Origin of the sequence: Imperialibacter roseus, from assembly GCF_032999765.1 — a bacterium.
Classification (GTDB): domain Bacteria; phylum Bacteroidota; class Bacteroidia; order Cytophagales; family Cyclobacteriaceae; genus Imperialibacter; species Imperialibacter roseus.
In genome coordinates this window covers 2,780,390-2,798,695 of record NZ_CP136051.1, presented here as the reverse complement: position 1 = coordinate 2,798,695, position 18,306 = coordinate 2,780,390, and the positions used below count along the sequence as shown (strand labels likewise).

General features: G+C 47.2%; 14 protein-coding genes. 11 read left to right on the top strand and 3 right to left on the bottom strand.

The features are described 5' to 3' along the window. Positions 1-3: 3 nt before the first annotated feature. The 7 genes from RT717_RS11550 to RT717_RS11520 all read left to right on the top strand — a co-directional run bounded on the left by RT717_RS11550 (position 4) and on the right by RT717_RS11520 (position 9,113). Positions 4-2,598, top strand: a complete 2,595-nt coding sequence (locus RT717_RS11550) for an ABC transporter permease (RefSeq protein ID WP_317491893.1) — start codon at positions 4-6, stop codon at positions 2,596-2,598. A 154-nt stretch (positions 2,599-2,752) separates the two neighbouring features. Then, positions 2,753-4,300, top strand: coding sequence for a M20/M25/M40 family metallo-hydrolase (locus RT717_RS11545; RefSeq protein WP_317491892.1), 1,548 nt, complete (start codon positions 2,753-2,755; stop codon positions 4,298-4,300). Between the two features lie 346 nt (positions 4,301-4,646). Then, on the top strand, positions 4,647-5,021 hold the full coding sequence (locus RT717_RS11540) for a response regulator (RefSeq protein ID WP_317491891.1): 375 nt from the start codon (positions 4,647-4,649) through the stop codon (positions 5,019-5,021). Positions 5,022-5,170: 149 nt separating this feature from the next. Continuing rightward, complete coding sequence (locus tag RT717_RS11535) at positions 5,171-6,118, top strand: acetyl-CoA carboxylase carboxyltransferase subunit alpha (RefSeq protein WP_317491890.1); 948 nt, start codon at positions 5,171-5,173, stop codon at positions 6,116-6,118. Between the two features lie 240 nt (positions 6,119-6,358). Beyond that, positions 6,359-7,135, top strand: a complete 777-nt coding sequence (locus RT717_RS11530; RefSeq protein ID WP_317491889.1) for a patatin-like phospholipase family protein — start codon at positions 6,359-6,361, stop codon at positions 7,133-7,135. Positions 7,136-7,158: 23 nt separating this feature from the next. Beyond that, positions 7,159-7,695: a 1-acyl-sn-glycerol-3-phosphate acyltransferase gene (locus tag RT717_RS11525; protein WP_317491888.1), complete on the top strand. Its 537-nt coding sequence runs from the start codon at positions 7,159-7,161 to the stop codon at positions 7,693-7,695. Positions 7,696-7,964: 269 nt separating this feature from the next. After that, complete coding sequence (locus tag RT717_RS11520) at positions 7,965-9,113, top strand: DUF2911 domain-containing protein (protein ID WP_317491887.1); 1,149 nt, start codon at positions 7,965-7,967, stop codon at positions 9,111-9,113. An 81-nt stretch (positions 9,114-9,194) separates the two neighbouring features. Here RT717_RS11520 and RT717_RS11515 read toward each other — a convergent pair whose 3' ends face one another. Together RT717_RS11515 and RT717_RS11510 are read right to left on the bottom strand one after the other, a co-directional pair. Continuing rightward, entirely contained in the window at positions 9,195-9,905 is a 711-nt protein-coding gene (locus RT717_RS11515; RefSeq protein WP_317491886.1) for a YebC/PmpR family DNA-binding transcriptional regulator, read from the bottom strand. A 142-nt stretch (positions 9,906-10,047) separates the two neighbouring features. Continuing rightward, a complete protein-coding gene (locus RT717_RS11510) occupies positions 10,048-10,815 on the bottom strand; it encodes a glucose 1-dehydrogenase (RefSeq protein WP_317491885.1) in 768 nt (255 codons plus the stop codon). A 131-nt stretch (positions 10,816-10,946) separates the two neighbouring features. Here RT717_RS11510 and RT717_RS11505 point away from each other — a divergent pair, with 131 nt between their 5' ends. Together RT717_RS11505 and RT717_RS11500 are read left to right on the top strand one after the other, a co-directional pair. Continuing rightward, positions 10,947-12,287, top strand: a complete 1,341-nt coding sequence (locus RT717_RS11505) for an APC family permease (RefSeq protein ID WP_317491884.1) — start codon at positions 10,947-10,949, stop codon at positions 12,285-12,287. Continuing rightward, complete coding sequence (locus tag RT717_RS11500) at positions 12,284-12,736, top strand: MaoC family dehydratase (RefSeq protein WP_317491883.1); 453 nt, start codon at positions 12,284-12,286, stop codon at positions 12,734-12,736. The genes RT717_RS11505 and RT717_RS11500 overlap by 4 nt, the downstream gene beginning before the upstream one ends. 46 nt (positions 12,737-12,782) lie before the next feature. Here RT717_RS11500 and RT717_RS11495 read toward each other — a convergent pair whose 3' ends face one another. Next, positions 12,783-13,178 carry a TerB family tellurite resistance protein gene (locus tag RT717_RS11495; protein ID WP_317491882.1) on the bottom strand — a complete coding sequence of 132 codons (396 nt, stop codon included), beginning with the start codon at positions 13,176-13,178 and terminating at the stop codon, positions 12,783-12,785. A gap of 992 nt (positions 13,179-14,170) precedes the next feature. Between RT717_RS11495 and holA the strand changes: the two genes are divergently transcribed. After that, positions 14,171-15,193, top strand: coding sequence for a DNA polymerase III subunit delta (gene holA / locus RT717_RS11490; protein ID WP_317491881.1), 1,023 nt, complete (start codon positions 14,171-14,173; stop codon positions 15,191-15,193). A 29-nt stretch (positions 15,194-15,222) separates the two neighbouring features. Beyond that, positions 15,223-18,300 carry a tetratricopeptide repeat protein gene (locus tag RT717_RS11485; RefSeq protein WP_317491880.1) on the top strand — a complete coding sequence of 1,026 codons (3,078 nt, stop codon included), beginning with the start codon at positions 15,223-15,225 and terminating at the stop codon, positions 18,298-18,300. Positions 18,301-18,306 lie beyond the last annotated feature (6 nt).

Genomic DNA, 18,306 nt, shown 5'->3' with positions numbered 1-18,306 from the left:
GGCATGAAACGAAGACAACCACCCAGATTGCCCGAATGGTTGCTTGGCCTGTTATGCAGGGAAGAGCTCCTGGAGGAGATCATGGGCGACATGTGCGAATACCATGAGCTGCTCAGCCACCAACCAGCCTGGAAGCGCCACCTGCTTTACTGGTTCCACAGCTTTCAATTTCTCAGGCCCAGAATGATCAAAAAACTACCAATGGGACAAAACAGCAGTTTCTTCGGACTCTTCACAGCAAATCTTCGAATGGCCTTTCGCAGTTATTCAAAAAATAAGCTGGTGTCGGGACTGAGCCTGGCCACGCTGGTATTCGGGGTCGTCTGCTTTCAGTTGGTGTATGCCTGGATAAGGAATGAGCAATCCATGGACGATTTTCATTCGAAAGGAGATCGGATTCATCTGGTGGTGGGCAAACTGAACCCTGATACCGATTGGAATGCCTTCGATGTGCAGCGTATGTTCAATATCAACTACGGCGAAATTCCTCATGTGGAGAAAAGCATGGTAGTACACAGCTACCGGCCCGATGAAATCAAACTTGTGAGCAAGGGCATGGGCCATAGGGGCAAAGCGCTGATTGTAGACAGCACTTTCTTCGACTTTTTCGACTTTAAGCTCACCAGGGGTGACTGTGACGTGCTGAATGATCCGCAGAGTATTGTGATCACCAAATCCTTCGCCAACAGGGTTTTTGGCAAAGAAGACCCCATGGGGCAGGTCGTCGATATTAAATGCGATCAAACGGGCACCTATAAAGTCGCTGGCTTGGTGGAAAATATTCCATCCAATAGTTCTATCTCGTTCGACTTCCTGGTGCCTCGCCAATCGAGCCGGTTTTGGAGGCGCATGCCACAAAATCTCATCCTCAGTGACCCTTTCTTTGACCAGGCCACTTTCGATGACGATATGGCCGTGGCGAAAGCCCAAAGCACCCGGTTTCCTGAGAGTGTGCTGTCGTCTTTTCCGCTGAAATCCATTTACCTTGACCGGTCGGTGGAAATTCCACTGTTCGCCAAATATGGCAACCGAACCAACAACCAAACCATGGAAGGTGTAGCGCTGGTGCTGCTGCTGATTACCCTGGTTAGTTTTGTCAACCTGCAAACGAGCCTTCAGCTTACTTTGGTTCGAAAAATTGGGGTCAAGTACATGATTGGCGCCTCCCGCTTTGATGTCGGGCTGGAAATTGCCGTCAGCAGGCTTATCTACCTCTTTGCTGGTGGTGGGCTTGCCTTTTTGCTGTATCAGTGGCTGTTTCCTTACTATGTGGGCTTGCTGGAGCTCGATCTTGATAGTACCCCATCATTTGATATGATGAGCATGTTCACAGTAATGGGCGGTATCGTGCTGGTATCGTGGCTGGTATCGTTTGTGCAGGTGTATCGGCTCAAAACGTCGCAGGCCATCGCTGGCAAACTCAGCCTGAAGATTCCCCGCCTGCAACGGATACTTACTACACTACAGTATGCCATCACTATTTTGCTGCTGGTGGCTACTACTGTTGTGTTTTTGCAATTGGGCTACATGCTCAACAAAGACACGGGGCTGCACCAGCATGATATTGTTCAGACAGATTTCTTCGAAATGATGCCCAATCAGGCACAGGACAGCGTGGCCATGGAAGGAATGATGCGGCAGCATGACTATGTGCTCAATCAGCTAAATAACCACCCCGGCATCCGCACCGTGTCGCAGGGCACGATTCCTATCGACATGGCGTTCGAAAGCTCATGGAAAATTGCCAGCGATGGCAATGAATATACACCTGTGTATACCATGCCAGCCGATCCACACTACGACGACTTGTTTGGTATGGAGCTGGTAGAAGGCCGGTTCTTTTCCGACACGCTCGACAGCAACAATGACAACAAGCTGGTCATTAACGAAGCCGCCAAAGCGTACTGGGGTATTGACGATATTAGTCAGGTAAAGCTGACTACCAACACCAGGTCGTCCAATCAAGTGGACTATACCATCATAGGTGTGGTGAAGGACTATCACTATCAGCACCTTTCTCATAAGATCAGGCCGTTGATCCTTTCTTTTTCCATTTACCGGGACACGGATTTGCTGGTAAGGGTCGAAGAGGGACATGTGGACGATGTGGTTGTTTTTTTAGGTGACCTTTACAGAGAGGTGAACCCGGGTGGCATCTTTACCTATCAAACGATGGAAGATAAGATAGATGCCCAGTATGCTGCCGAAAAGCGCCTGAGCAGCATTTACCTGACCTTCAGCATTGTCGCATTGGTGCTCTCGTCCATTGGCCTGTTTACTTTTGCTTTTCACGAGACCAGACGAAGGACCAAAGAAGTCGGCATACGAAAAGTAAGCGGTGCGGGCTTCGAGCAGGTGTTCTGGCTTTTGAACCTCTCTTTTTTAAAATCGGTGGCTGTGGCCTTTTTGCTGGCGACTCCTCTTGTGTGGTACCTGATGAGCATGTGGCTGGACAACTTTGCGTACAGAGTGGAGCTAAGCTGGTGGATATTTGCAGGTGTGGCTTTGGTGGTATTAGCGGTTGCCATGGCCACCGTGCTTTGGCAAACCATTAGCCTATCGAAAGCCAGTCCGGTGGAGAGCCTGCGGTATGAATAGGTGATTCGCAGCATTACAGGCGGCTTGACCATTCCTGATACACAGGGCGTCAAACTAACAGACCGCCACTCATCAAAACCGGCTTCTTCAAGGTTGAAAATCCAATACTTTAGCACCTCATTAATCCCGGTTTCAACCGATTACCAATCAACTTATGAAGAAGATATTCCAGCTTGCATTTCTGCTATCCATTTTAGCGGCCCGGGTGGCCGTTGCACAAGATGATGGCATCGTAGATAAAATCGTTGCTGAGGGCACCGACAATTCTCAGCTCGAAGTGTTGGGCCACCAGTTGATGGACGTAATAGGGCCACGCCTGGTGGGCACACCACAAATGAAAGCCGCTAACGACTGGGCGGTGAAAACCTATGCTGGCTGGGGTATTACAGCCAAAAACGAAGAGTGGGGCAAATGGAAAGGCTGGGAGAGAGGCATTACGCATATCGACATGGTGTCGCCACGGGTGGCGACGCTGCACGGCACGCAGCTGGCCTGGAGTCCGGCCACACCCAAAAAAGGGACTACTGCAGAGCTGGTGACATTGCCGGAAGTAGCTGATGAGGAATCTTTCAAAAGCTGGCTGCCTAGTGTAAAGGGCAAATTTGTCATGGTATCGATGCTTGAACCCACAGGTCGCCCCGATTATAACTGGGAAGAGTTTGCTACAGAAGAGTCTTTCGAGAAAATGAAGAAGGAGCGGGAAGCGCAGACGGAGAAGTGGAATCAAAACATAAAAAATACAGGCTACACTACCCGCAACATCAACGATGCACTGGAAGCTGCCGGCGCCGTGGGCATTGTGCAGTCGAGGTGGTCGAAAGGTTTCGGGGCCAACAAAATTTTTGGTGCCAATACCAAGGCAATTCCGGTAGTGGATTTGTCGCTCGAAGACTACGGCATGCTCTACCGCATGGTTGAAAACGGCGATGCGCCTGTAATCAAAGTGGTGGCCGAGTCGAAGGACTTGGGCACGGTGCCTACATTCAATACCATTGCGACCATTCTCGGTACAGAGCTGCCCAATGAATACGTAATGCTTTCCGCTCACTTTGACTCGTGGGACGGCGGTACCGGCGCTACCGACAATGGCACGGGCACCCTCACCATGATGGAGGCTGCCCGCATCCTCAAAAAAGTGTATCCTAATCCGAAGCGCACCATCATTATTGGTCACTGGGGCAGCGAAGAGCAGGGATTGAACGGCTCCAGGGCTTTTGTAGAGGATCACCCGGAAATCGTGGAAAACCTGCAGGCGCTTTTCAATCAGGACAATGGCACTGGCAGGGTTGTACGCATTTCCGGCCAGGGCTTCCTCCATTCGTATGACTACATCACCCGTTGGCTGGAGGCTGTGCCCAAGCAGTTTAAGAACGAGCTTGAGACGGATTTTCCTGGTACTCCCGGCGGCGGCGGTTCCGATTATGCCTCGTTTGTGGCGGCCGGTGCGCCGGGCTTTTCGCTCAGCTCCCTGAGCTGGAGCTATGGCAATTACACATGGCATACCAACCTTGATACCTACGACAAAATTGTGTTTGACGATGTGCGCAACAACGCCATTCTCACGGCTATTTTGGCTTATAAGGCCAGCGAAGATCCTGAGAAGACATCGAGAGAAAAGTCCGTGTTGCACCTCAATTCCAGAACAGGCGAGCCCATGACCTGGCCTGAGCCACGCTCACCCAACAGAGATGGGGGGAATTGAATTTGCACAGTGCCCGGTAGTTTTGCTAACGGTGCTGCTGTGAGCCCCTGGCGGGGCGTATTTGCTGAGGCACCCAAAAAGCAATCAGCGCCCAAAAAGCGAGTCATTTGTGAGTAGCTTTTTGTAGATATGGCATATTTTCATAGTTTAAATATTGCGTTGATCATTCGTTTTGTGTTAACTGTCGATGTTTTTGTTCAAAAGAAAGAAGCAAGCCAAGTATAGGAAGAGTATGTCAGGCTTTGTAACTTGATAGACTTGAGGAGAAGCGTTAAATGTATACGATGACTGGTCAGAACAGGTAGGTAGCCTTCTATTGATCCGGCATTATTTTTTTTGTCAGGTTATGGATAAAGTTAGAATATTGATTTGTGAGGACAATGAGGCGATCTCTACGCTGACAAAGTTCAAACTCGCCAGAGTCGGTTATACACATTGTGACATTGCTGCCAACGGAAGAATTGCCAGTGAATTGGTGGTTACCACAAACTACGATCTTGTTATCACTGATATTCAGATGCCTTTTGTTTCGGGGTTAGAGCTCACAAGATATATTCGGAACGACCTTGGTCGGCGCACGCCTGTCATCATCTTGTCGTCTAATACTGATGAGAATACTGTGTTGACGGGGTTTGATCGTGAAATTACCGTATTTTTGGCCAAACCAGTGATCCCCAGAGAGTTAGTGCAAAGGGTTAAGAAATTGCTGAAACGCAAGTAATTTCTTCGTCATTCGCAGTTAATTCCCTCGCTATCATTTAGTTCTAACCAACGCACTTGTTTTGATATATTGTTGTTAATTAGGTTTGTTGTACAGTTGCGAGTAGTTAAGAATTTAATCCTAAATTTGTAGCATAAAACCACTAGGCGATGCATTTAGAATTTGAAAAACCCATAGTAGATTTAGAGGCGAAGTTGAACGAAATGAAGAGGTTGGCTTCTGACAACGGGGTTGATGTGACGGACGCAGTTCACAAGCTTGAAGACAAGATCATTAAATTGAAAGAAGAGACGTTTACCAATTTAACAAGGTGGCAAAGAGTTCAGCTGTCGAGGCATCCTGACCGTCCCTACACACTTGACTATATCTACGAAATAACGAATGAATTCATAGAATTGCACGGAGACAGAGCCGTGAGTGATGACAAGGCCATGATTGGTGGTCTGGGCGAAATGGACGGGCAATCGGTCATGTTCATAGGTCAGCAAAAAGGCCGCAATACCAAGCAGCGCCAGATGAGAAACTTCGGTATGGCCAATCCTGATGGCTACCGCAAGGCGCTCCGGCTGATGAAGACAGCAGAAAAATTCAATGTACCCATCATTACCTTTATCGATACCCCTGGTGCCTTTCCCGGCCTGGAAGCTGAAGAGAGAGGACAGGGAGAAGCCATTGCCAGGAACCTGAAAGAAATGATGACACTAAAGGTGCCTGTCATATGCATTGTGATAGGAGAGGGAGCCTCTGGCGGAGCGCTGGGCATTGGTATCGGAGACAAAGTACTGATGCTGGAAAACTCGTGGTATTCTGTGATTTCGCCGGAAAACTGCTCCGCTATTCTCTGGCGCACGTGGGACTATAAAGAACAAGCCGCTGACGCATTGAAGCTGACGGCAAAAGATATGATGTCGGTAAAACTGGTGGATGGCATTATAAAAGAGCCCCTTGGCGGTGCGCATACCGACATGAAGGCGACGGCAGCTGAAATCAAGAAAGTGATTTTTGCGGAGCTGAAAAAGCTTCAAAAGATGTCTGCTGAAGAAAGAATTAGCTCCCGCATCGACAAATTCTGTGCAATGGGTGTGGTATCGGAGTAGGGATCAGCAAACTCGTTAAAACTATACCGGCCTAGTGCCGGTTTTTTGTTAAAGGAGGTGTCATGAAATAGCCATAAGGAATACCATACCCAACGGAACCGGCGTGGAACGATGAATAAGTGGATCGAAAACCAAATATTCATTCTCATTGGTAAAAGCTATTCCCGCTTCGGCGGCGGTTCGCCGAGCGACCGATCGCACCGGCGAACCGGTGGCCGCTGAAAAACAAATTTTATACAGATGAAAACAGGTTTGGCTTTATCGGGGGGCGGCGCAAGGGGTATTGCCCATCTTGGGGTAGTGAAAGCGATGTTGGAAAAAGGCATTCACTTTGACGTGATTTCGGGCACATCGGCAGGTGCCGTGGCTGGCTTGTTCCTGGCCAAAGGCTATTCTCCCGACGAGGCCCTGGAAATCTTCACCAGAACAAGCGTGTACAAATTCCTCAGGCCTGCCATCAACATAAGGGGGCTGTTCAAAATAGGCAGCGTAGAATCGATCATAAAACCCTATTTTGGAGAAGCAGTTTTTACTGACCTGGAAACACCTTTTTACGTGTCTGCTACTAACGTGAGGACAGGTAAAATACGGGTGTTTTCAGCGGGAGAGCTCATGCGCCCCGTGCTGGCGTCGTGTTGCATTCCGGTGGTGTACGAGCCCATGGCTATTGACAATGAGCTATACATGGATGGGGGCGTGGTAAACAACCTGCCGGTGGAACCATTGCTGGGCAATGTCGACAGAATTGTGGGCGTTCATTGTAACCCTATTTCTGATCAATACCAGGGGCGCAATATGCGGCGCCTGATGGAACGTAGCTTGCTGCTTGCCATCAACGAGAATGTTGCGGCAAGAAAGCCCAAATGCGATTTGTTTATTGAGCCAACCGAGCTAATAAACTTTCATGTGTTCGACTTTAGAAAAGCCAAACAAATTTTTCAGGTGGGTTACGACTATGCCTCCGACCTTCTTTCCAACAAATCCGTGTTGTCGAAATTGAAACAGGACGTATCTTGAGGATATAAACAACATCTGACCTGATGAGAGCGGTTTTTAGATTTATGTTTTGGCTTTTGGGCTGGGAGGCTGTGGGTACAAAGCCCACGGATAAAAAATTCATCATTATAGTGGCCCCTCATACCAGCTTCTGGGACTTTTTTGTGGGTGTAGCTGCCCGCTCTATTTTTCGGCTGGACACAAAATATTTAGGTAAAAAAGAGCTTTTCTGGTTTCCCCTGAGCGTAATCCTTCGCTGGCTGGGTGGTTATCCTGTCGACAGAACCAATGCCGCCGGCCTTGTGGAGTCGGTGGTTGACCTGTTTAACTCAAAGGATGCATTCTCGATTGCGCTGGCACCAGAAGGAACCAGGAAGAAAGTTGAGAGACTTAAAACAGGGTTTTGGAGGATTGCCAAAGCTGCCAATATCCCGATCGTTTTGGTGAGCTTTGATTTTAAGCGAAGAAGAGTGGAAATGCTTGAGCCTTTTATGCCTGGAGAAATGGAAACGGACATGGAACGAATCATGGCTTACTACAGGGGCATTACAGGCAAGCGGCCCGGGCAGGATTTAAGGTAACACAGTGCGTTTGGATTTTTCCCCTGTCAAAACGTTTAAGCAACATCAGCCTTCTGTATATCGCTAAGCAATTCTTTTTCTGTCAATATAGGGGCCAAACTCATTCGGGCTGTTAGACCATTATTCTATTTCAACTTATTGACATTAATAGTGGAATAGTACCAACCCCACAACCGTAGCTAACGTTATTGATTTTTATCCACCTCCTTTAGAGGTAGGTTTTTTTTGACAGACCGTCAAGAGCTTTTTTTAATAACAAACAAACATCTATGAACAACTCTACAAGAAAGTTGGGCCTGTTGACGGCCCTGGCATTTTTATGTGTCACTGGTCTTTTTGCGCAGGGAATCACCTTGCCGCCTAGTGGCGACAACCAAAAATCAATTGTTACCCAGTACATAGGCTCTATTGCCTCTGTGACCATCAACTACAATAGCCCTGACGTTACTGCTCCTAATGGTGCCGACAGAAAAGGTAAAATATGGGGCCAGCTTGAGCCCTACGGACTCAACAACCTTGGCTTTGGTACCAGCACAGCTTCTCCCTGGAGAGCTGGCGCCAACCAGAATACAACGATTACCTTTTCTCACGACATGGAAGTAGAGGGCAAAGCGATAAAGGCAGGCACCTACGGGCTTCATATGATTATCGAGAAAGACAAGCCATGGACACTTATCCTTTCCAACAACTCAACAGCCTGGGGAAGCTATTTCTACGATGCCAAAGACGACGCCCTGAGGGTGGAGGTGCAGCCAAAAGGGGCTCCTTACCATGAGTGGTTAAGCTATGAGTTCATCGACAGGCAGCCCGAGTTTACCGTGGCAGCACTGTATTGGGATGAGTTGATGGTGCCTTTCAAAATATCGGTGCCAAACATGAACGACTTATACCTGGCAAAAATCAGGGAAGAGATGGAGAATGCTCCGGGCTTCAACTGGCAAAATAGGGTAGCTGCGGTGCAGTTTTGCTTATCGAAAAACATCAATCTGCAGGAGGCCCTTACCTGGGCGGAAGCGGCTTCAACCAACTCTTTTATTGGCGAAGAGAACTTCACCACCCTTTCTGCCAAGGCAGGTGTGCTAACGGCGTTGGGTAAAAAGGAGGAGGCTGCGAATGTAATGGACAAAGCCATTAACCATCCAACGGCAAGCGTTTTCCAGGTACATGCCTACGGTCGTCAGCTGATCTCTCAGGGAGAAAAGCAAAAGGCCCTGGAGGTGTTCCAGTTCAATGCTAAAAAGAACCCAAAAACCTGGCCGGTGAACTTCGGGCTGGCCCGTGGATACTCCGCTGTGGGTAACTACAAATCGGCGCTTAAATACGCTAAGTTAGCATTAGCCAACGCCCCTGATCAGCCCAACAAAGATGCGCTTACTGCGGGCATAGCCAAGCTGGAAAAAGGAGAGGATATTAACTAAAGGAGGCTATTTTAAAGTCTTTAGCCCACTAAAACAAGAAAGGCCCGAACCCGGGCCTTTCTTGTTTTACATCAGTAGCGACTATTTCATATTATGAAAATAGTTCTGCACATCGTCGTCTTCATCGAACTTTTCAAAAATCTTTTGAACTTCGGCTTCTTGCTCTTCAGTCAGCTCTTTGGTGTCGACCGGAATGCGTTCAAACTCGGAGTTCACTATTTCATATCCCTTTTCTTCCAGGTAGTGCTGAATAGCGCCATATGATTCGAAAGTGCCATACAGCACCACGTTTTCCTCTTCGGCTTCCACTTCTTCCACGCCCAGATCTATCATTTCCAGTTCCAGCTCTTCCAGGTCAACGTTTTCAGGGGTCACAATTTTGAAAACGCTTTTTCTGTCAAAAAGGAAATCAAGGCAGCCACTGGTACCAAGCGAGCCGCCGTATTTGGTAAAGGCATGTCTTACGTTGGCCACGGTTCTGGTGGGGTTGTCAGTGGCAGTTTCTACCACTATCGCCACGCCATAGGGGCCATAGCCCTCGTAAACCACCTCTTTGTAATCTTTTTCCTCTTTGGAAATCGCCCTTTTAATCGCCCTGTCGATGTTGTCTTTGGGCATGTTGGCGGCCTTGGCATTTTGGATCAGGGCACGAAGCCTGGAGTTTGTGCTGGGATCGGGGCCGCTCGCCTTCACGGCAATAACGATGTCTTTGCCTATTCTGGTGAATGTTTTAGCCATTTGGCCCCACCTTTTGAATTTTCTGGCTTTCCTGAATTCAAATGCTCTTCCCATATATTTCTATTTCAAAAATCAGATGCGAACCGCAAAACTAGTGTTTTTCCAAATTTTTGCATTTTCTATTTCAATATTCTTCTCCGAATCAAGCCTGTTTAATACTACTTGTCCGTTTCTTAATTTGCAGCGATTCCCAGATTTAGATTGTATACCCTCCGTCGGCCACAAACACACCACCAGTGGTATAGCTGGAAGCTTCGGAGGCCAGATACAGCGCCAGTCCTGCCATTTCATCTGACTGACCAATTCTCGAAATAGGGAGCTCTTTGATCATTTTGTTGAGAATGGCCTCGTTGGCCCAAAGACCCTGGCTGAACTTGGTTTGGATCAGCCCCGGACAGATGACGTTGGCCCTGATGCCAGCTGCGCCCCATTCCCGTGCAAACACCTTTGTGAGCGAAATAAGTGCGGCCTTGCTTACCGCATACATGCCCATGAATGGCTCAGGGCTGAGGCCTTCAATACTACTGATGTTGATAATAGAGCCGCCTCCACGTTGTTTCATGATGGGAAAAGCCAGCTTGCTTAGCATAAAGGGGCCCTTTACATTCACCTGCATGATTTTGTCAAAGGCGGCTTCATCTGTTTGCACTACAGGGCCAAACACCGGATTGGTGGCTGCGTTGTTGATGATAATGTCGACGCCTCCAAATGCTTTTTCCGTCGCCTTCAGCAGGTTTTCCAAATCACCTTTGTCGCCGGCATTGGCAGCTACGCCTATGGCTTCAATGCCCTCTGCCTTTAGTTTTTCGGCGACCTCTTTTACTGCGTCCTGTTTGCGACTGCTCACAACTACTTTCGCTCCTGCTTGCCCGAGAGCCAGGGCCATGGCTTCACCAATACCTTTGCTGGCCCCGGTAATCACAGCTACTTTTCCATCGAGCCTGAATTTTTCCTGAATAGTCATTAGACATCTTTTTAGGGGAAGATAGCTAAATAATACAGCCATAGCATGAATTTGCTCCATTTAAAGTCGAATCATGCCTTTGATTGGGCAGTGTACAATTTGTTGCTGCGAAATACCTATTTTCGGCAACAATGAAAGACAAGATCAACGACATAGAGCCGAAACTCGGTTTGTTCGACACCACCATGATAGTGGTTAGCCTGGTGATAGGGATAGGTATTTTCCGCACGCCCTCTCTGGTAGCCAATGCGGCAGGCTCCGAGTCTGCTTTCTTTCTCGCCTGGGTAATAGGCGGTGTAATAGCGCTGTTCGGGGGCTTGACGTATGCTGAAATTGGTTGCCGGAAGCCCATGGCTGGCGGCTACTATAAGATCGTGTCAGAAAGTTTCCACCCTGCGCTGGCCTTTATGCTCAACTGGATAGGAATTATTCTGGTGCAGGGTGCTGGTATGGCTGCAGTGGCGATACTTGGCTCGGAATATATCCAACCTTTTATTCCTCTGGACTTCTTTCAGGGCGAAACAGGCCTTCAGTGGCTTGCCGGAATGATCATCTTGCTACTGTTTCTTATCAATTTTGCTGGGCTTAAGATGGGAGCCAGGGTATTGAATGCAATTACGGTGATCAAGATTGTGATGATCTTGCTTTTTAGCCTTTTGGGGCTTCTTGCACCGGAAGTGGCACCGGTTGCTGTTAAAGCAGAGCCTTCCGCATTCAATTTCGCAGGCATTGGCATCGCTCTGATATCCGTCTTTTATACCTGTGGTGGCTATCAGTCGATCATGAATATGGGTGGCGACGTGATCAATCCCAGAAAGAATTTTCCGAGGGCGGTGATAGGGGGGGTGGCCATTATATTCTTTCTCTATTTGTCCATCAACGTGGGTTACGTGGCGGTACTCGGCTTTGAAGGGGTTAAGTCTGCCAACCTCATTGCAGCCGACATGGCTGAGGTGGTGTTTGGCGAAGTGGGAAGAAGGATAGTGTCTGTCACCATCTTTATTTCTGTGCTGGGCTTTATCAATGCCACCCTGATGCAGCTACCCAGGGCCTACCACGCCATGGCCCAGGACGATGCCGTTCCCCGGCTGTTTATGAAAGTTAACCCAAAAACACAGGTGCAGGAGTTTGCTCTGTCGATATTTACCGGTCTGGTGCTGTTCTTCATCATTACCCAGGGCAAGTTCGATCAGATCATCAACCTGGTGATGTTCAATGATACGTTGATATTGGCAACGGCGGCGGCTGCCATTTTTGTGCTCCGGAAAAAGATGAAAGACGAGTCGTACAATGGATTCAAGGTGCCACTCTATCCGGTCATTCCGGCAGTGTTCATACTTTTTCTCCTCATCGTTTCTTTTAATGCTCTTTTGGAAAACCCGATGGCGGCCCTGGTGAGTACTTTGTTTTTGTTAGCCGGATTTCCCATTTTTCTGCTGTTAAGAAAAGTCAATTCAAAGAAAGACCAATGATCGAGATTACCAGCATAGGGCAGATGGAGGCCTTGGTGGGGCAGGAGATAGGAACGTCTGACTGGCTGAAAATAGATCAGGACATGATCAATGCTTTTGCAACTGCTACGGGCGACCACCAGTGGATCCATGTGGACACTGCCAGGGCCGCTGCTTCAGCCTTTGGCAGCACCATCGTTCATGGCTTCTTCCTGCTATCTCTTCTTCCCAGGCTGAAGTCGCAACTTGTCGAGTTTAAGCTTGGTAGTATGACAATTAACTATGGCAGCGAGAAGGTGAGATTTCTTGCTCCCGTGCCTGTAAACTCAAGGGTACGGTTGAAAACAAAACTGTTGAAAATTGAGGTGGCCGCTTCGGGCATCAAGCTGTTCACCAAAAATAACCTGGAGTTGGCGGGGAGCACGAAAGATGCTCTTGTTGCGGAAACTATTACCCTGCTGAAGGCATAAAAAAAGGCTCACCAGGTGAGCCTCATATTTAACGTCTTTCATTCCGTTATACTTTCTTAAACGCAAGAACTTTCTGTCTTAAATGCGCTTTGTCAGAGGTTATGGCTGGATCAGAATATATTTTCGAAGAGAGCTCAGCGATTACTGCTTTGTCAAAACCAAGCCTTGTAGCTATTTCCTGGCAATAGTTAATCTCACTGTAATATACCTCTCTGTCAACTTTCATCAACAACACCAAATCATAAAGTAGCTCAAATTTCTGGTCGTCATTTAACGAGTCCATATCTACCTTTTCCGGACGCAGAATCAACTCCTCTATCTCCCTCTCACTTATTTTGTGTGCCTTCCCAATAGACAGTATTAAATGCTTCTCATTATCTGAAAAGTCATGGTCAACAAGTGCAAGTCCTATCAGGGCACTCAGGTGTTTTCTAACATTCATTAGTCTGTCGTTTTAGAGTGAACTTGTTCAGATGAACAATTTACTGTGTAATAATCGCAAATTGTAATCTTTGTCTGCAAAATTTATTGTTACTTTTTTTCAAATTATAAATTTTGCAACAAACCATATGACTATTTATATAGCCAAATGCTCTTCACCCTTAAATATCTTTAGTTTCGAGCTTTAACTCAAAAAACTCCAGGTTATCATACACTACAGCATGAAGCAACTTGTCGGTTTCGGTTACTTTTGTTATGATCTGTATCTGCACGATGTCCCGTAGGCGAGTTTTCGAGAAAGTTTTCCTCTAAAAGTACAAAATATTTCTGTCTGTACTTTTAGAGAATTATTATTTGGAGGCCATCTTCTTCTTTCCTCTGAAGATTTCTACGATCATCATTCCCAAATGATTTAAGTCTCTGATTGCTGATTTTACTCTCATGATTTCTAGGTTTTTTGTAAAAGTATGATCTACTAAACTGTTGATGGATAAAAAACGACCAACTGGTGTTTCGTCTTACCGGTACAGCCGGAATAGTCGCCGAAGCCTTTTTAGATAGAGTGATTCTTCTTTCTTTTCCCTCTGAACATTTCAACGATCATTAATCCCAGGTGATTGAAGTCGGCAAATCTGTGTTGAATTCTCATAGCTGTAAAGTTTTTTGTTTTTTGATATTTCAAAGGTAGGTTGCCTCAAACCAGCGTATTTGCTCATTTAAAGTGAAGTATTATCGGTGTAAGGTTTTACGTGATTCTTGCCAAATAGAAAGGCGCTGGCGTTGAAATAGAGCAAGTATTGGCTGTTGAGTACCATTAAATGCCTTTTTCTATGAATGTAATTTTTTGTGTCTCTCATACATTTTTAGAGATAAAATGGAAGATCGAACCAAATCTTACCTTTTATGGGCGAAATGGAGATAATCCTGAAAGGGCAGTCTTCACTTTTGTTCGAAGTAACTATCTTAGCAGCCGAATAAATCAATCCGCTTTTCATGCCTAAAGGCTATCACGAAATTCTCAAAGACGTAAAATCTAATACCTATGCTCCCATCTATTGGCTCCAGGGAGAAGAACCCTTCTTTATTGATTCTATAGCCGACTATATTGAACAGCATGCGCTCGATGAGGGGCTCAAGGGTTTTAACCAAACAGTTCTCTACGGCAAGGAAAATAAGATCATAGATATTTTGAACCACGCCAGGCAGTTTCCGATGATGGCGGAGCGACGGGTGGTGCTTGTGAAAGAAGCCCAGGATATTGCCGATTTGAATAGAGAGGAAGGCGAAAAAGCCCTTACTGCTTATCTGGAAAAGCCCAACATAAGCACCGTGCTGGTGTTCTGTTACAAATACAAAACAATTGATGCCCGGAAAAAGCTGGCCAAGGAATTGGAGAAAGCCTGCGTGGTGCTGGCCGAGAAAAGGATTTACGACAACAAGGTGCCCGACTGGATCAAGGTGTTTGCTGCCGACCTTCAGCTAAAACTGAGCGAAAAGGCCGTGTATATGCTTTCTGAGCACATTGGTAACAACCTGGAAAGGATACATAACGAGCTGAAGAAAGTGAAGGTAAACCTGCCTGGCGATACGGTGGTGGACGAGCATCATATCCAGCGGTTTGTCGGGATCAGCAAAGATTTTAACGAATTTGAGCTCCAGAAGGCCATTGGCATGAAAGACCATAAAAAAGCCTTTCAAATAGTACAGTATTTTGGGGCCAACACAAAGAGTCACCCTGTTATCCCCCTTTTGGTGATTCTGTTTACTTATTTCACCAAGCTGCTGCTACTGCACAAAAATAACCAGGCGTCGGACGACGAACTTGCACGAAAAATAGGAGTTTCTCCGTTCTTTGTGAAAGAATACAAGGTGGCGGCCAGGAATTACAGCGCTATGATGGTTATTCGCAATATCCATTTGCTGAAAAATGCTGACCTTCAGGTAAAGGGCGTTACCAGCAATTCTATAAGTGAAGAGGATTTAATGAAAGAATTGGTATACAAGTTGATGCATTAAATCGTTCAAGGGGTTAAACCTACTTTCAAGTGATCAAACAGATAAGGACAGGTATTCTAATATTGATGGTAACGACGTTAGCAGGTGGCTTCGAGCTCCTGCTGGCCCAAACATCCATCAGCGACTCCCGTGAAGGGAATTTTTACCAACAAGGGGTGAGCTTGTTCAATCAGAACAAGTATGCCGCTGCCCGAAAGTCGTTCGAGGCCTATTTAAAGGCAGACCCGAGTGGTTCGAATGTGGCCGATGCGCTCTATTTTCAGGCCTTTTGCGGACTTTCACTACAGCACGCCGATGCAGAGGGTCTTTTTGAGAGGTTTCTGACAGAATATCCGAACCACCCAAGGGCGCTTACCGGTTACTACGAGGTTGGTAACTTCTATTACCGACAGGAAAACTACAGCAAGGCAGCAGAGTTTTATGCCAAAGCCAAACCTGAGCGCCTCCCCACCGCCGAAAGACCTGAATTTTACTTCCATTGGGGTTTTTCGCTTTTCACACTGAAGAAGTTCGAAGAAGCCTTGCCACATTTTAATCTGGTGAAGAAGTCGGATGGAGAATATAAAGCGCCAGCCTATTACTACGCAGGCTATATCTACTTCCAGCTCAAGCAATACGACAATGCCCTGACAGACCTTAGACTGGCGGGAGAAAGCGACGGCTATGAAACGATTGTTCCTGAGCTGGTGGCTGCCACACTGTACCGAAAGAATGATTTTAAAGAACTGATTAGTTATACCAAGCCTTACCTGACGGGCTCGAAGGAAGCGAAGAATGTCGATCAGATTGCTTTATATGCTGCCGAAGCTTACTATGAGCAGAAAGATTATGCAAAAGCGTTGCCTTATTACGAGCAGTACATGAAGCCGATGCGCAAGAAGCCTGTAGCGCCGGTGCTTTTTCGGATATCCTACAGCTATATGAAGGCAAAACAGCCCGCCAAGGCAATAGAGAACTTTAAATACGTAGCCCTTGAGAAAGACGAAATAGGGCAGGCTGCGTCTTATTATCTGGGTGATCTTTACATCATGGAGGGCAATAAGTCGTTTGCAGTAAGTGCCTACCAGCAAGCTGCCGACTCTGAATACGACGAGAAGGTAAAGGAACGAGCCATGTTTAAGCTGGCACAGGTGCACATGGACCTGGGCAACTACGAGCAGGCCATTCCGGTACTGGAAAAATACATGAGGGAGTATCCTCAGTCGTCTGACAAGGGCGATGCGCAGGACATGATAGCCGAGGCCTACGTGAACTCCAGCAACTACGACAGGGCACTGGCCTATTTCGAAAAAGTAGGCCTGGGAAGCCAACGGATTAAAAAGGCCTATCAAAAGGCAGCCTTTCTAAATGCCACTCAGTTGTTCAATAGCGGCAAATTCTATGAGTCGGTGCAGATGTTCGACAACTCGCTGCGCTACCCCTTAGACCCGGAATTGGAAATTGATGCATGGTTCTGGAAAGGAGAGGCCTTCTCGACAGGGAAAAAATATGAAGACGCCATTGGCAGCTACACCATGGCACTGCAAAAGGGGCGGAGGAGCAATTCCTTAACCTTCCACAAAGCCAACTATGGCATTGGCTATGCCCTTTTTAACCTGAATAGATACCCTGAAGCTGCCAACTATTTCAAGGCTTATGTTAACAACCGCAGGCCCGACAACAACCGTGATGCAGAGGTGAGGCTGGCAGACTGCCTTTATGCTCAGAAGAAATACGATGAGGCCCTGACCTTCTACCAGCAGGCAGGCTCCAATGGATTTAAGGAAAGGGATTACTTGCTTTATCAGCGGGGGGTGATTCTTGGTTTTCAGAATAGGAAAGAAGATGCAAAGAGAGAGCTTGATCAGGTGACAAAGGCTTTTCCTAATTCCCGCTATGCCGACGACGCCACTTTCCAGTCGGCGCAGCTCGACTTTGAAGCAGGTGATTACGCCAGGGCCAAAGCGGGCTTCACCAGTGTGATTAGCAAATATCCTAACAGTGGGTTTATTCCCTATGCGTTGGTGCGCCGGGCATCAAGCAGCTACAACCTGAAGGAGTACCCTTCCTCAGCTAACGACTATAAGAAAGTGCTGGAAGAATACCCGCAGCATACTTTGGCCAATAGTGCTTTACTAGGGCTACAGGAGGTATTGGCACTGATGGGCAAATCAAATGAAGTAGATCAATACATCGCCCTTTATAAGAAAGCCAATCCCGATGACAAAGCATTGGAAAGTGTTGAATACGAAAGGGCCAGAAACCTCTACTTTGAACAAAAGTACACTGAAGCGGTCAATGCTTTAAGGGCCTATAGGGTGTCGTACCCCCAAAGTATCAATGCTGCAGAGGCACTTTACTACGTGGGAGAGAGCTATTACAGGCTCAATCAAACAGCGCCGGCATTGGAGGCATATTATCAACTGATCGGGGACATGCAGACAGTGTCACCGGCCAAGGTGTACCAGCGGATTGGTGCCTTGGAGTACAGCAACAAAAACTATCCCGTAGCTATCAAATACTGGCACAAGCTTCGGGTGTCATCTGATAGCAAGCGGGATTTGTACACTGCCAGGGAAGGTTTGATGGAGTCTCACTTTGCGGCCAATTCCCTCGACTCATCTCAGGTGTATGCGGAGAGAATCCTGGGTGACGACAAGGTGGCATTCAATGCACAGAACAAAGCTGGCACTTATATGGGAAAAATCGCTTTCGAGCGCAATCAGTATGGCGCTGCGCTGGATGAGTTTTTGGCCGTGGTAAATGCCGCTAAAGACATAAATGCGGCTGAGTCACAGTATTACGTCGGACTTATCCAGTACAGACAGAAGGAGTACAAGCGTTCGCTGGAAACGTTATTCGGGCTGAACAAGTCGTATGCAGTTTACGAGAACTGGCTTGGTAAATCATTTCTATTGATAGCCGACAACTACCTGGCGCTGAATGAGCTGTTTCAGGCCAAAGCAACATTGGAGTCCGTGATTACTAATAGTCCGATACCTGAACTGAAAGAGGCGGCAAGGGCCAAACTGAAGGAAGTAGACAAAAGAGAGACCGAAGCGGTAACGCAAAAAGATACCGATCAGTCGCCGATTAAGAAGGATAGCACAAGTCAAAAGAGAAACTAATTATGC